This window comes from Actinoallomurus sp. NPDC052274 (assembly GCF_040679475.1).
GTDB classification, from domain to species: Bacteria; Actinomycetota; Actinomycetes; order Streptosporangiales; family Streptosporangiaceae; genus Actinoallomurus; species Actinoallomurus liliacearum.
This window is the reverse complement of sequence record NZ_JBFAUT010000006.1, coordinates 221,526-235,989: the sequence shown is the minus strand read 5'-3', so window position 1 is coordinate 235,989 and position 14,464 is coordinate 221,526. Positions and strand designations below refer to the sequence as shown.

General features: G+C 69.1%; 10 protein-coding genes and 1 pseudogene. 2 read left to right on the top strand and 9 right to left on the bottom strand.

Translation table 11 applies throughout. The features are described 5' to 3' along the window. Positions 1 to 137: 137 nt before the first annotated feature. Positions 138 to 260, top strand: a pseudogene (locus AB0K82_RS08150) (transposase); the annotation flags it as partial. A gap of 183 nt (positions 261 to 443) precedes the next feature. Here the strand turns inward: AB0K82_RS08150 and AB0K82_RS08145 are convergent. Further along, positions 444 to 1,565, bottom strand: a complete 1,122-nt coding sequence (locus AB0K82_RS08145) for a pyridoxal phosphate-dependent aminotransferase (protein WP_364394226.1) — start codon at positions 1,563 to 1,565, stop codon at positions 444 to 446. A 173-nt stretch (positions 1,566 to 1,738) separates the two neighbouring features. Here AB0K82_RS08145 and AB0K82_RS08140 point away from each other — a divergent pair, with 173 nt between their 5' ends. Next, a complete protein-coding gene (locus AB0K82_RS08140) occupies positions 1,739 to 2,512 on the top strand; it encodes a GntR family transcriptional regulator (protein WP_364394224.1) in 774 nt (257 codons plus the stop codon). A gap of 103 nt (positions 2,513 to 2,615) precedes the next feature. Here AB0K82_RS08140 and AB0K82_RS08135 read toward each other — a convergent pair whose 3' ends face one another. The 8 genes from AB0K82_RS08135 to AB0K82_RS08100 all read right to left on the bottom strand — a co-directional run bounded on the left by AB0K82_RS08135 (position 2,616) and on the right by AB0K82_RS08100 (position 14,030). Next, positions 2,616 to 4,130 carry a CoA-acylating methylmalonate-semialdehyde dehydrogenase gene (locus tag AB0K82_RS08135; protein ID WP_364394221.1) on the bottom strand — a complete coding sequence of 505 codons (1,515 nt, stop codon included), beginning with the start codon at positions 4,128 to 4,130 and terminating at the stop codon, positions 2,616 to 2,618. Between the two features lie 97 nt (positions 4,131 to 4,227). Further along, a complete protein-coding gene (locus AB0K82_RS08130) occupies positions 4,228 to 5,022 on the bottom strand; it encodes an SDR family NAD(P)-dependent oxidoreductase (RefSeq protein WP_364394219.1) in 795 nt (264 codons plus the stop codon). Further along, entirely contained in the window at positions 5,019 to 6,200 is a 1,182-nt protein-coding gene (locus AB0K82_RS08125; protein ID WP_364394217.1) for a glycine C-acetyltransferase, read from the bottom strand. Before AB0K82_RS08125 ends, AB0K82_RS08130 begins: the two co-directional genes overlap by 4 nt. 52 nt (positions 6,201 to 6,252) lie before the next feature. Then, entirely contained in the window at positions 6,253 to 7,581 is a 1,329-nt protein-coding gene (locus tag AB0K82_RS08120; RefSeq protein WP_364394214.1) for an MFS transporter, read from the bottom strand. Beyond that, a complete protein-coding gene (locus tag AB0K82_RS08115; RefSeq protein WP_364394212.1) occupies positions 7,578 to 9,332 on the bottom strand; it encodes a hydantoinase B/oxoprolinase family protein in 1,755 nt (584 codons plus the stop codon). Before AB0K82_RS08115 ends, AB0K82_RS08120 begins: the two co-directional genes overlap by 4 nt. Next, the gene (locus tag AB0K82_RS08110; protein WP_364394210.1) at positions 9,329 to 11,407 is read right to left on the bottom strand and encodes a hydantoinase/oxoprolinase family protein; all 2,079 of its coding nucleotides are present in this window, start codon (positions 11,405 to 11,407) and stop codon (positions 9,329 to 9,331) included. Before AB0K82_RS08110 ends, AB0K82_RS08115 begins: the two co-directional genes overlap by 4 nt. Positions 11,408 to 12,216: 809 nt before the next feature. Next, positions 12,217 to 12,819, bottom strand: a complete 603-nt coding sequence (locus tag AB0K82_RS08105) for a divalent metal cation transporter (protein WP_364394207.1) — start codon at positions 12,817 to 12,819, stop codon at positions 12,217 to 12,219. Between the two features lie 362 nt (positions 12,820 to 13,181). Next, on the bottom strand, positions 13,182 to 14,030 hold the full coding sequence (locus tag AB0K82_RS08100) for a DUF2637 domain-containing protein (protein ID WP_364394204.1): 849 nt from the start codon (positions 14,028 to 14,030) through the stop codon (positions 13,182 to 13,184). Positions 14,031 to 14,464 lie beyond the last annotated feature (434 nt).

Below are 14,464 nucleotides of genomic sequence, written 5' to 3'. Positions count from 1 at the left end.
CCGACGAATACGAGGCCAACCACTACAAGAAATCGACAAGACCGCAGGTCACAGCCACAACCTAGAGCCTCCACGAAACCCGGGGCGGTTCAGTACCTGCGCTTTCCCTAGGTACGGAACGCACACCCCGATCCGCCATGGTCAAGACCGTGGCGGAGTCGCTGATGAACGCCGAAGCCGACGCGCTGTGCGGTGCCGAGTACGGGCAGCGGTCCGGCGAGCGGATCAACCGCCGCAACGGCTACCTGGGGTCTGGAAGCCGTACCCGTAAGAGCTCCGCGTCCCTCATCGAGACGTTCGGGACGGCGTGCGTGATCTGCCGGCGCAGTGTCGGGATGCTCATCGACCACGGCGCGGCGACCGTGCGGTTCCGTGGGTTACTGGGCCCGGGGTTCACGCCGATCCGCCGGCCATCGCTGACGTGGGTCGGGGGGCGACGTTGTTCACGGGCGGCCTCCGGCGGACTCTCGACACGCCCGTTCGAGGCCGCGTACCAGCTCACCGAGCGTCTCCTCGTCCGAGCCGAATGTGAGGCGGACGTGTGTCTCCGGGGCGTGCATGTCCGCGCCGCGGACCGTCGCGATGCCGTTCCGCAGAAGCACGCGATCGATGTCGTCCGGCGTGTCGCCGAGGCGGGAGCAGTCGACGAGCAGAAAGGCGCCGGCCGCGGGCCGAGCGGGCTCGGTGAGGCCGCTCGCAGCGATGCCGTCGCATACGAAGTCGCGTTTGGCCTGATACATGGAAAGCGCCTGGTCTAGCCAGTCGCGGGGCCCGGTGAGGGCGGCGACCGCGGCCCGCTGCGGAACCACTCCGCACCACGCCGCCTCCCACTGGAAGCGACGCTCGAGCGCGTCGACGATCGGCGGCGGTGCCAGGACGTAGCCGACCCGCCAGCTCCCGAGTGCGTAATATTTGCTGAGGCTGGTGACCGTGACCATATGCGGCCAGCGATCGGCAAGCGCCTCCACTGGGTGGTATCGACTGCCGTCGAAGGTGAAGTGCTGCCACGAGTCGTCGGAAATGACGAGTAGCCCGTGACGCGCCGCGATGTCGACCACCGCCGCGAGGGTCGCAGCGTCGGGCAGATAGCCTGTCGGGTTGTTCGGGTTGCACAGGAGCAGGGCGCGACTGCGGGGTGTGACGGCGGCCTCCAGTCCGGCGAGGTCGAGCGCCCATCCATCGCACTCCCGAGACGGGACGTAGGCCGGCGTGGCGCCGGCCTCTCGGATGGCGCCGTCGAAGAAGAAGGTGGGGGTCGGCACGATCACCTCGTCGCCCGGAGCGAGCACCGTGCGAAGCACGAGGGAGAGGCCGTGCATCGCCCCGTGGGTGATCAGCAGGCGACGCTCGGGATCGATGCGCAGGCCGTGCTCGGACTCCAGTTCGGCGGCGATCGCCGCCCGGAGATCGGGTATGCCGCGGCTGTCGCGCGGGTCAGGCTGGTCCATCGCCCGCGCGACCGCCTGCCTCACGTGTTCCGGCATGGGAAGGATCGGGGCCCCCACGAGCGGGAGGACCCGCACGCCGTCGCGCGCGCTCCGCGCCGCGCGGTCGCGCGTCCTCATCGCGCCCATTGTCGGCAGGTCGGTCGCGGCGGGGAGGACCCATGGATCTGAGGTAGGTCGATTCATATATGCAACCTAGCAATTGAGATATCAGTTCGGCTAGTAAAGATCTTTGGATTCCACTAGTCAGGCCAAACTGATGTACTAATACCCCGCAGTGGTATATTGGACGGATGCGCGAAATTCATCCCGTGATCGCGGGAGCGCCTCACATCCCCGCACTGTTGCTGGTCGGCAAGGAAGAGACCGGCCTCGACCGCACCGGCCAGGCCTATCGGGCGATCAGGCGCCAGATCATCGACCTGACGCTACCGCCCGGCAGCAGCTTCAGTGAGGCGTCGCTCGCACAGCAGTGGCACATCAGCAAGACGCCCGTGCGCGAGGCGCTCGCCCGGTTGAGGCGTGACGGGCTCGTGGACGCGCTTCCGCGTGCGGGCTACGTCGTCAGCCCGATCACGCTCCAGGACACCGACGATCTCTGTGCCTTGAGGACGCTGCTGTCCGGCGAGGCCGCCGCCGCCTCCGCGCGCCGAGGTGTCGAGGCGCCGGCGCTCGCACGGCTCAAAGAGCTGTCCAAGGTGCCCTTCGCGCTCGCAGCGGGAGATGTGGAATTCGAGGAGGAGCTGCACGCCGCGATCGAGTTCGAGGCCATCATCGCCGACTCCAGTGGCAACAACCGTTTCGTCAAGGCGATCGTCGACGTGCTCGACGAGTTGGAGCGGGTCCTGCGGATGACCGCGTTGATCGCTCCCGAGGCCGCGAGCCCGCCCGGGGAACTGGAAGCCATCTTCGAGCGGCTGCACGCGCGGGATGCGGACGGCGCCCAGGCGGCCATGCGCAAGCGGTGCGAGCGCGTGCGTAACGACGTGCTCCAGGCTCTGGCGAAGAGCGTCTCCGTCAGCAGGGCGCACATTGAGATGCCGGCGCCGTCGCTCCCGCCGACCTGAACGGTATGACGTGGCCGCCCGTTCGGACGAGGGCGGACCCGCCGGGCTCCGGCAGGTGGCCGGGAGTGCGGCACCATGCCGATCCGGCGGGCCCGCCACCCGGTCAGACCGCCGTCGGGAAATGGAGGTGACCGGAGTCGTGCAAGCCGACCTTTTCTTCGGCCCAGCGGCTGGTGACGACCTTCGCGCGCGTGTAGAACGCGACACCCTCGGGACCGTGGATGTGATGGCCGCCGAACAGCGATTGCTTCCAGCCGCCGAACGAGTAGAACGCCAATGGCACCGGAATCGGGACGTTGACGCCGATCATGCCGACCTGCACAGAGCGCTGGAAGACGCGCGCCGCCCGGCCGCTGGAGGTGAAGATGGCCGTGCCGTTGGCCCAGTCGTTGTCGTTGATGAGGTCGATCGCCTCCTTGAGCGAGCCGACGCGCACGACGACGAGCACCGGGCCGAAGATCTCGTCGCGGTAGACGTCCATCTCGGGCGTGACGCGGTCGAACAACGTCGGCCCGACGAAGAAGCCGTCGCCCTGGACATCGACCTCGCGCCCGTCGACGACCAGGTCGGCGCCCGCGTCGATGCCGGAGCCGATGTAGCCCCTGATCCGTTCGAGTGCCTGCGGCGTCACGACCGGGCCCATCTCGGAGCCGGCCTCCAACCCCGGCCCGACCTTGATCGCCTGTGCCTTGTCGCGTACGCGCTCGACGAGCGGGTCGGCCACGTCGCCGACCGCGACGGCGACCGAGATCGCCATACAGCGCTGGCCCGCCGAACCGTACCCGGCCGCGATCAGATGGTCGGCGGCGCGGTCGAGGTCGGCGTCGGGTAGCACGACGGCGTGGTTCTTGGCACCGCCGAGTGCCTGCACACGTTTGCCGTTCGCGGTCGCGCGCTCGTGTACGTACCGTGCGATCGGCGTCGAGCCGACGAACGACACCGCCGCGATGTCCGGGTGGTCGAGGATCGCGTCGACCGCGACCTTGTCGCCGTGCACGACGTTGAAGACGCCGTCGGGCAGGCCGGCTTCCGCATAGAGCTCGGCAACGAAGTTGGACGCCGACGGGTTGCGCTCGGAGGGCTTGAGCACGAACGTGTTGCCGGTCGCGATCGCGATCGGGTGCATCCACATCGGGACCATCGCCGGGAAGTTGAAGGGCGTGATCCCGGCACAGACGCCCAGCGGCTGGCGGAACGAGAAGAGGTCGACACCGGTCGAGACCTGGTCGGAGTACTCGCCCTTGAGCAGCTGCGGGATCCCGCAGGCGAAGTCGATCACCTCCAGGCCGCGGACGACCTCGGCCCTGGCGTCCTCGAGGACCTTGCCGTGCTCCGCGGTGACGATCCGCGCGAGGTCATCGAGGTGCTTCTCGACGAGGTCGCGGAAGGCGAACATCATCCGCGACCGGCGCATGAGGGAGGTGTCGGCCCAGTCTGGCAGGGCGGCGCGCGCCGCATGCACCGCGGCGTCGATGTCGGCGGCCTCGGCCAGCAGCACGTCGGCTTGGCGCTCGCCGGTCGCGGGGTCCCACACGGGGGCGGTCCGGCTCGACGCGCCGGCGGTCTCACTGCCGGCGATTCGGTGCTGGATCGTTTTGATTACCGCTCTTCTACTCACAGGGCTGCTCACCTTCTTCTCGTTCTCAGGTCGGTCTGGCGGCTGCGGTTCACAGCCTGGTGGTCATGCGGCTGCCCGCCGGCCGCCGGCCGCCGCGTTAGACGATCAGGTCGCCGCCGTTGATGTCGACGGCCGCGCCCGTGATGTACGCGGCCCGATCGGAGGCGAGGAACGCGACGAGCTCCGCGACCTCCCAGGGCTGCCCGACGCGTGGCACCGGGAAGGACCGGGTGACGCGGTCGAGTGATCCCTCGGGCAGCAGGCCACGGGCCATCGGCGTGTCGATGAGCCCTGGGCAGACGGCGTTCACCGTGACCCCGTCGGGTCCGGAGGACTTCGCCAGGTGCCGGGTGAGCCCGAGGACGCCGTGCTTCGCCGTCGTGTAGTGGGCGCCACCCGCCGTGCTGATGGTCTTGCCAGCCGTGGAGGAGAAGTTGACGATCCGTCCCCAACCGCCGTTTCGCATCGCGGGCAGCGCCCGGCGGCAGCACAGGAACGTCCCGTGCACGTTGACCGCGAGCACGCGGTTCCACTCGTTCTCGGTGATGTCCTCGAACGTGGTCGACGGCGCGATGCCCGCGGCGTTGACCAGGATGTCCAGCCGCGACCGCTCCTCCAGCAACGCGGCGAACGCCTGGTCGACCTGTTCGCCGTGCGTGACGTCCACCGCCACCGACCGAATGCGGTCCGCCGGCACTCCGAGCGTCGACGCCAGCTCGGCACGGCCGGGCGCGGCGAGGTCGAACACCGCGACGGTCGCGCCGCGGCGGGCCAGTGCGTGCACGGTCGCCAGGCCCATGCCGCTCGCGCCACCGGTCACGATCGCGACCCGGCCCTCGAGCTCATGACCGTCGGCGGTGGTGGGGGCCCGGAGCCCATCGCCGCCGCTCATGAGCCGGCCAGAACGGCGCGCGCGCGACCGAAGGCGACTGCCGCGAGTTCGAGCTGTTCGGCGGTGTGCGCCGCCGAGACCTGCACCCGAATCCGCTCCTCGCCGGCCGGGACGACCGGATGCGAGAGGGCGAAGACGAGGACACCGTCGCGGCGCAGTGCCGCCGCCACGTCGCGGGCCCGCGAGCCGCCGGGCAGCATCACGGGGATGATCGGGTGTTCGCCCGGCAGCACGTCGTAACCCTGGTCGCGCAACGCCCCGCGCAGCCAGGCGGTGTTGGCGGTCAGGCGCTCCCGCAGTTCGGGGCGCCTTCGCGCGATGCGGATCGCGGTCAGCGCCGCGACGGCCAGCGGCGGGGCCATCGCGTTGGTGAAGATGTACGGCCGCGAGACCTGGCGCAGTGTCTCCACGACCGCGCGGTCGCCGGCGACGAAGCCCCCGGCCCCGCCGAGCGCCTTGCCGAGCGTCCCGGTCAGCACGTCGACCCCGCCCTGCAGTCCGAAGTGCTCGGCCGTGCCGGCGCCGGTCGGGCCCAACACGCCCGTGGCGTGCGAGTCATCGACCATGAGCGCCGCGTCGTACCGCCGCGCCAGTTCGCTGATCCGGAGCAGCGCGGCGATGTCGCCGTCCATGCTGAACACGCCGTCGGTGACGATGAGCCGGGTGCGGGCGTCCGCGCTCTCGGCGAGACGGCGCTCGAGCTCGTCGAGGTCGGCGTGTGCGAAGACGTACCGCCGCGCCGGCGTCAGTCGGATGCCGTCGATCAGGCTGGCGTGGTTGAGCGCGTCGCTGAGGACCGTGTCGTCTGGGCCGAGCAGGGCGTTGAAGACGCCGAGGTTGGCATCGAAGCACGAGCTGTAGAGCACGGCGTCCTCGGCTCCGACCAGTTCCGCGATACCCGCCTCGAGCTCGCCGTGGATCGCGCGGGTACCGCAGAGGACACGTCCCGCCGTGACCCCGAGTCCCATGTCGCGCAACGCGCGCTGGGCCGACTCGAGAACCTCGGGATCACCGGCTAGCCCGAGGTAGTCGTTGGCGGCGAGGTTCACCAGGGTCTCGCCGTCCACGCCGAGCGTCGGCCCCTGGGGGCCCGAGACCACGAGGTCGCGGCGCAGCCCGACGGTCGCCCGGCGTTCGTCGAGTTCCGTCCGGAGCCGGTCCAGCAACGTGGCGTTCACCGCGGTCCTCCAGCCCGGCCGGCACAGGACACGACGTGGATCAGTACTGTGGTCATGACAGGCTCCCGTCCAGTCGCTCCATCCGCCGCCCTGCGGTCAGCAGGACGGCCATTCCGGCGATCATGATGATCGCGACGGCCAGGAGGGCGTAGGTGAAGCTGCCGGTCGCGGTCTTGATGCTTCCGGTGAGGTACGGGCCGATGAAGCCGCTGAGGTTGCTGACGGAGTTGATGAGGGCGATCCCGGAGGCCGCGGCCGCTCCGGTCAGGCCGATGGCCGGTATTCGCCAGAACTGGGGCATCGCGGTCATGATCCCGGCGACACTCAGGCAGACCGCGAGGATGAACAGGACACCGCTGCTGGTGAAGGTCGCCAGGAGCAGGCCCACCACGCCGAGCGCCATCGGAATGGCCGTGGCCGTGACCGCCGACCACCGGGCGGCGAATCGCGCCCAGCTGAGCAGCGCGACCACGGCTACCGCGTACGGGATCGCGGACAGCAGCACGCTGCTGACATCGCCCGCGCCACCGATGCTGTGCGTGATGGACGCGATCATCGTGGGCAGGAAGTACGCCAGCGGGTACAGCCCGAACGCGATCGCGAACCACGACACGGCCACCGCCCACACCCGGCCGCTGGTCAACGCCTGGCGCATCCCGGTGGAAGCGCCGTGAGCGCGATGTTCGGCGGCCTCGGCCGCCAAGGTGTCCTCGATGGCGGCCTTCTCCCTGTCGTCGAGCCAGCGCGCGTCCCGCGGCCGGTCCGGCAGGAAGAAAAAGATCAGAATGCTGACCGCGACCGTCAGGACACCCTCGACGAGGAAAAGCGCACGCCAGCCCGCGATGCCGAACAGACGCTGGCCCCATGCGATCAGCGCGGCGGCCAGCGGGGAGCCGATGATCGACGACACCGGGGTCATCAGGAAGAAGGCCGACAATGCCCAGGAGCGCTGGCGGCGCGGGAACCAGAACGTCAAGTAGAGCAGAATCCCGGCGGCCAGGCCGGCCTCCGCGAACCCGAGCAGCAGCCGCGCGACGTACAGCGTGGTCGCCGAGTGCACGGCCGCCGTGCAGGCGGTGACCAGCCCCCATGTGATCATGATCCGGGCGATCCACCTCCGCGCGCCGAACCGGGCCAGCATCATGTTGCTCGGCACCTCGACGAGGACGTAGCCGATGAAGAACAGCCCGGCGGCGAGGCCGATCTGACTGCTGGTCAGATGCAGGTCACGCGACATCGGTGCGGCGATGTAGCCGACGTTGGCTCGGTCGATGTAGCTGGCCACGTAGGCGAGGCCGATCACCGGGACGATCCGGATGCCGACCTTGCGCCACGCGCGAGGCGCCACGGTGTCCGGGAAGGCAGCAGTGGTAGAACTCATCGGAAAGTCCCATCGGTGGGGGTGGATGAGGCTCCAGAGCGCGCCTCGCCCCGCAACGCGGCGGTCGCGCTCGCGTCGATCACACCGGCCTCGGTGATCACGACGCCGTAGTCCCGTCGGGCGCCCTCGGGGGTCACCTTGCCGTCGAGGACGTCTTCGCGGACTCGTTCCGGGGCACGCTCGAAGGGGCTGCCGTGCCCGCCTCCGCCCGCGGTCACATGCCGGTGACGGGTTCCCGTGGTCATCACGAAGTGCGGTTTGGACTCCAGCACCCGTTCGCCGGACCCGCCGTGGTCGAGCACGTTGAGCGAGGGGGTCCCCTGCGCACCACCGGCCAGCCCGTACGGCAGGAACTTACGGCGGTCGGACCTGATCTGCACGCTGGCCTTTGGCGCCAGCATCGTCATGTCCCGGAAGGTCGCCAGGCCACCGCGAAAGCGGCCCGCTCCCCCGGAGTCCGGGAGGTAGCCGTATCCGTCGATGCGGATGTGACCGGAGCGTTCCAGTTCTTCGACCGGGGTGTTGGTCAGGTTGGCGCCCAGTGAGCTGATCCCGTCCACGCCGTCGCGGTCGGGACGGGCGCCCCACGCTCCGGCCAGGGCATCCCACAGCACGACGGATTCCCCGTCCTCGCCGATGAGGCCGATCGCGATGCCGTCGGGTCCGCCGTCCCCTGCGGCGGGCACCCGGTCGGGGAACACCGGGGCGAGCGCCCCGAGCACCGCGTCGATGATCCGGAAACCGACGAGGCCGCGGGCACCGCGCGCGGCGGGTCGCTGCCCGTTGAGGATCGAGGCCTCCGGGATGACGAAGGAGAACGGCCGGTAGAAGCCGCTGTTGGCCGGGATGTCCGCCGCGAGGATCCCCTGTAGGGCCGCGTAGGCGGCGGAGCGGGTGAACGAGGCCGTCGCGTTCAACGCGGAGTCGACCTGGGGTGCGGAGCCGGTGAAGTCGAGTTCTATCCCGGACTCGGACAGTGTGGTCTTCACCTGGATCGGGATCGGCCCGGAGCCGAGGCCGTCGTCGTCGATGTGGTCGGTGAAGGTGTAGGTGCCCGGGGCCGCTTCGGCGAGCGCGGCGCGCAGCAGGGTCTCGGCGTAATCGAGCAACTCGTCCACGAGCGCGGCGAGTCCGTCCACGCCGTGCCGCGCCGCGAGGGCGCGTAGGCCTTCGGCGCCGGTGTGGCAGGCCGCCAACTGGGATTCGAGGTCGCCGCGCAGCAGCTCGGGTTCGCGAACGTTGCGCAGGATCAACTGCAGGAAGGTCTCGTTCATGACGCCGGCCTCGACCAGGCGCGAAGGGGGGATCTGCACCCCTTCGGCGAAGATACTGGTCGACTGCACGGCCATGGAGCCGGCCGCCCAGCCGCCGACGTCGGTGTGGTTGACGACCGTGACCGAGAAGCCCAGGAGGGCTTCTCCCGCGAACACCGGGGCCACCGCGAAGATGTCCGGCAGGTGCATGCCGCCCCGAGACGGGTCGTTGAGCAGGTAGACGTCTCCCGGCTGGATCCGGCCGCCGAACTCGTCGAGGATCGCCTCCATCGCGTCCGGTATGGACCCCAGGTGCACGGGCAGGGTGTTGGCCTGGGCGATCACGCGACCGTGGGCGTCGCACAGCGCGGCGGAGAAGTCCATGCTGGACGCGACGAGCTGTGAGTGCGCCGTGCGCAGGATCGTGATCGCCATCTCGTCGGCGAGCCCCGTGACGGCATTGCGGAAGACCTCGAAGGTCACGGCGTCGCGGATCATGCGGCACTCCAGGTGATGACGATGTTGTTGAACCGGTCGCGGTGTACTCGCGCACCTGGGGGGACGAGGGTGGTGGCGTCCATGTCCTCGATGACCATCGGTCCGTCGACGGGCTCGGTGCCGAGGTCGGCACGTCCCACGACGGGCGTGGGCACGGTCTCGGCGAACCGGCATTCGCGGGTGGTGGGCTCTCGGTCCATGGCGTCGGGGACGCTCAGCACGTCCGCGATGGACACCTGGCTGGGCAGCCGGCCGCGTACTCGGAGGTTGACCAGCTCCACCAGATCGTCGGTGCCGGCCCGGCCGTAGGTGCGCTTGTGCTCGGCGTGGAACCGTTCCCGCGTCTCGGCGAGCAGGTCGTCGGTGAGCTCGCCGTCGGGCACCGCGATGCGCAGTTCGAACCGCTGACCGCGGTAGCGCATGTCCAGGAGCCGGTCCACGACGGCGTCCGCTCCCAGCTCCGCGCTCACCTTCGCGGCGAGCCGCGCGAACTCCCCGGCGAGGGCGCTCACGTCGGCGAACTCGGGCCGGTACGGGGTGAGTTCGTGGCGTTCGGTGTCGGCGACGAGCAGACCCAGGCTGCTGAACAGTCCCGGGTGCACGGGCACTATCACGGTCGAGATGCCCAGCTCGCGGGCCAGCGCGGCGGCGTAGAGAGGACCGGCGCCGCCGAACGCGACCATGGTGGCATCGCGCGGATCACGGCCACGTTCGCTGGTCACCGCCTTGACCGCGGTCGTCATGCTCGACACCGCCACCTGGTACGCACCGCGCGCGGTAGCCGGCACGTCACCACCGAACTGCTCGGCGACCGACGACAGCGCCTTCGCCGCCAGGTCGGGGTGGATCGCCACGCGACCACCGGCAAGGGCCTGCGGGCTGAGGTATCCCAGCGTCACGTTGGCGTCGGTCAACGTCGGCAGCTCGCCGGCCTGCCCGTAGCAGGCAGGGCCAGGGCGCGACCCGGCACTGGCAGGCCCCACGTGGAGCGCGCCCGCCGCGTCGACGGAGATGATGCTGCCGCCTCCGGAGCCGACCTCGGCGATGTCGATCGACGGTGCCCGCACCGGATACCCGGCGCCGGAGCTGAGGCCGCGGGCGACGTTCATTCCGCCACCGACCTCGTAGTCCGCTGAGACGAACGGTTCGCCGTGCTCGATCAAGGACGCCTTCGCCGTGGTGCCGCCCATGTCGAAGGCGACCATCGTCGACAAGCCGATCAGTTGCCCGAGCTTCTGCACGGCGGTGACGCCGGCCGCGGGGCCGGACTCGATGATCTGCACCGGCCGTTGCGCGACGGAGGCCGCGTCGAGCAATCCACCGCTGGATTGCATGACCAGCAACGGGGCGCTCACCTTCACCGCCCGCAGCCCCTCCTCCAGACGGGTGAGGTAGCCGTGCACGGCGGGCCCGACGTAGGCGTTGACCGTCGCGGTGCTCGTACGCTCGAACTCCTGCGGCTGCGGAGAGACATCGACCGAGGCCGTGACGTAGACACCGGGCAGCTCGGCTCGCAGCAGCTCGGCGACTCGCCGTTCCTCATCGGGCCGGACGTATGAGTTGATCAGGCATACGGCCACCGCTTGGATTTCGTCCGTACGCAGCCGTGCGGCCAACGCGCGAACCTCGTCCTCACCGGCCGGAGGCTCGAGACGTCCGTCGGCCGTGATCCGCTGGTCGAGTTCGTACCGATTCCGGCGCCGGGCGAGGGGCTCGGGCTTGGACCACGACAGGTCGTACAGCACCGGCCGTCGCAGGCGCCCAAGCTCCAGCACGTCCCGGAAACCGCGAGTGGTGACCACAGCTGTGCGGACACCGCTCATCGACAAAATCGTGTTGGTGGCCACGGTCGTGCCGTGCAGCATCGCGACCACGGTTTCCGGCTGGGCCGCGGCCGAGGAGAGCACGGCAGTGGTCGCCGTTACGACGCCTGCGCCGTAGTCGGGCGGGGTGGACGGGACCTTCATCGGGACGACCTCTCCGGCCGGGCCCAATGCGATGACGTCGGTGAAGGTGCCGCCGATATCGGCGCCCACGCGCCAGCCGGCCGGTCGAGGATCGTGACTAGGAGGCACTGGATCTCCTTCGTTCAACAGCTGGGATCACAGTAGAAGCAGTCTGGGATATCAACAAGACTGTGTTGTTGTTTTTATTGGCCTTCCTGGTATTTGGCGCGAGCATGATCAGCGGTGCCTGTGATCGACCAGCGGTTATGTGGCTGGATCGGGCCGCGGTGGAAGCGATGCGGATGGCCGCCGCCTGGTTGTGCGAGCAGGGTGTCTCGCAGGCGGAGGTCACGCGATGGGCCTGCAGCGGATCGCCACGGGGCTCGAGCGGATCACCGGAGCGCGGTGTCACCCCCTGCCGGGTGTGGCGCCGAGGGGGCGAGCCGACGCTCGCCGTCGAACTGCCTTGGGAAAGCAGGCCGCTCGGGACGAGTTCTGGTGGCGGTCCGGTCGGCGGCCGCGTCATCGGTGCCGAGGGGGCGTCATCAACGGCGGAGGCGGCGGAGGCGGCGGAGGCCACGAGGGATCCGGTGCCCACCCCGGCGGTGGTGACCACCCCGGTGGCGGGGTGGCCAGTTCGGCGGCGAATTGATCGTGACGCCGGTCATCGGCTGGATGTGCGACAGGTCCTGTCAGATCAATGTCGGCTCTCCTTACTCGTGTGTCGGTCGTTGTCGGCTCTCCAGCGTGCCGGGGTGCTGTCCGGTCAGACGGCTTGTCCTCTGGCACGGGGCGCTGCCCAGCGGGCCGGGTGGAAGGGCGCGATGAGGAACGTCATGCTCACCTCGCTTGCGTCAGGCGACAGCCGGGTTGAAGGAGGAGCGCGCCGGATCGGCGTCTGCAGGCGCTGGGCTCCGGCGCGCGCCCAGGGGAATCGGTCAGTGGCCGAGGGCGAGCTGGGTGATCTTGATGATGACCAGAACGACGGCGGCGACCAGGTAAAGGCGCAGTGCGGCCATGCCGATCTTGCGCCCTGTGGAGAAGAAGGGCTTGGGCAGTTCGGCCTGGGGAGGCATCCGCCAGGTGTCCTTGCCGATGCGGTCGATCGGCTCGGCGGGGGTCGCCGCGCGACGGCGGAGGACGGCGTAGCCGATGGCGAGCAGCCCGCCGACGCCGCCGGCGCCCACGATGTCGAGAATCTGGTCGGCGGTGATGGTGGGGAAGAGCACCGAGGCGGTCAGGATGGTGGACAGAGTGACCAGCACACCGACCACGGCCGAGGTGAAGGCGTTGGTCCTGCGGCCGTTGGTCCACGGGCCGAGCACCGCCCGGTCGTTGCACAGCAGCAGCAAGAACACCGTCGCCGAGGGCAGTAGCACTCCGGCCAGCACCTGGACGCCCTGGGTGATCAGGCCGAGCACTTTGTCGGAGGCCGTGAGGGAGATGACGGCGGCGAACACGATCAGCAGGGCGTAGACGCTGTAGAAGCCTTTGGCGCCTTTGACCGCGGTGCAGGGAGTGGTTGAGGCCGAACAGGTCACCGATGGCGTAGGCGGTGGACAGGGACACGGCGAACGCGCCGATGACGGCGGCGTCCAGCAATCCGATCGAGAACAGCACGCCCGCGCCGTGACCGGCGTAAGCGGCGACGCCGCGCGCCAGTCCGGCCTGGTCGGTGAAGTTCTGCGTCCTTGCTGTGGGCGAAGGCGGCGGCGGTGGCGCCCATCAGGGCCATCACGCCGACTATCACGATGACGTGCCGTGGCCGGAGGCGGTGTAGTGTCACCGGCCCTACCGGGCCGGCCCCATTGCGGCGTTGACCTCAGCGGACAGATCGGCCGTGTCACCGGCTCTGCCAGGCCAGTCCTCTTTCCGGCGCAGCCCGCAGGTTCGATGTTCCAACTCAAGCAGCATTCGTCTCTTGACCTGGTCGGCGGGTTGCGGGGTCGAAGCGTCCGTTGAGGCCGGCTTGTTTCACGAGACGGCCCCAGCGTTCCCGGCGCCCGAATTGTTCTGCGATCGACTTGCCGGTGGGCAGGTGACCCATCTGCGTCTGGTTGGCGAGGACCCACTGCCACGCCCGGTGCTGCAAGCACCCCGCCGCTGCCCCGCCTGTTCGTGGTGTCCGCTCGGCGGAGGTCTCCATCAAGGCTGGGCTCGCCGTCGTGTCGGGGTGCTCTGTCTGAAGCTCGTATGAGCCATCCGGCAGATCGCCCCCAACGGTATGAGCAGCGTCTACATCCGTATGAGCTGGGTAGGAAGCGCCTTCGATCATCGTCGTCGCTTCGTATGTGGGCTGGTCCGGAACGACGCCACCGATCACCGAATCGGTATGAGGTTCCTCTGAAGCACCCGGCAGGCATTGTGGACCAGCGTTCCTGACCTGGCGCATCAGCAGCTCATACGAGCCGATCAGAGCACAGGACGGCCAGGCTGCGATCAGCCGGCCGACCACCGAGGGTTCAGCGACCGCCACGTTCGCCGCCAAACCGGCGGTGCTCCCGATGAGCAGCAACGCCCAGGGCAGCAGCCCGCTCCGCCGACGGGATCGCGAATCCATGAGCAAGGACATGGATGAGGTAACGATCATTCCGTCTACCGAGATCGGAAGAAGCACGGCGGTCCATGGAGTCTCCTCGTACCGCCGCACCAGCAGATACATGTGCCGATACGACACGATCGCCGCGATCACGGCCAGCACGACCACACTCAGCGTCGTCGTCCACCGAATCACCCGGGCTCCGGCCCGCATCACCGCTCACCCGCCGACGAACGACTGCCGACCGGCGCCACGACACACCGCCGCGCTGCAGCACGGTTCTGAACCGCCCTGTACTCCCGCCATGACCAGGCGATCGTGCCGGGCTCTGCGGTGGATGAATGTTCTGGGTCGAGTGTGAACCGGCGATCAGCGCAGCCTCGGCCGCCGCCGACAGTTACGGAAAGTAGTGGCGATGAGAAGAACATGCAGGTGGCTCCCCTACAAGATCTGGGGAGGAACTGGAGACGGGGACTTCACCCAACGTCTCTGAACGTCCCTCAACTTCCTTGAACGGGGCCTCTGACCTGCACGTTTATGAAAAGACGCTGGTCAACTGAACCAACGGATTCCCTTGACACGGTAGAGGTCACTGGTTCAATCCCAGTATCGCCCACCACATTAATGCAGGTCAGGCCATGCGCCTG